The organism is Psychrobacter sp. TB20-MNA-CIBAN-0197, assembly GCF_040309765.1.
GTDB classification, from domain to species: Bacteria; Pseudomonadota; Gammaproteobacteria; order Pseudomonadales; family Moraxellaceae; genus Psychrobacter; species Psychrobacter submarinus.
The window spans coordinates 1-258 of the sequence record NZ_JBEOPC010000918.1; the positions used below are offsets into that span (position 1 = coordinate 1).

1 protein-coding gene is annotated in these 258 nt (G+C 60.9%); it reads right to left on the reverse strand.

From position 1 onward, the window contains the following. The coding region (locus tag AAEY83_RS16545; RefSeq protein WP_351060811.1) for an NAD-dependent epimerase/dehydratase family protein at window positions 1–258 on the reverse strand (258 nt) is incomplete at both ends.

A 258-nucleotide genomic window follows, 5' to 3' on the forward strand; every position in this document is an offset into this window, starting at 1 on the left:
GGCCAGCAGGCTGTTGCTGTTCTGCCCTTCGCCATAAAGGTAAAACAACCGCGCCCATTGCAGGGTGAACGCCTGCTCGCGCTGCAATGCTTCAAGGAACAGGCGCAAGGTGTGCTTGGCCAGACCGTAAGGCGTGCAAGGCTGGGGCAAGACCGACTCGGCCAACGGGCCGCTTTGCAAGCCGTATTCAAAGCAAGTCCCGGTGACCAGCACCTGGCTCACCCCTGCCACGACCGCACGCTTGAGAAACGCGTAATC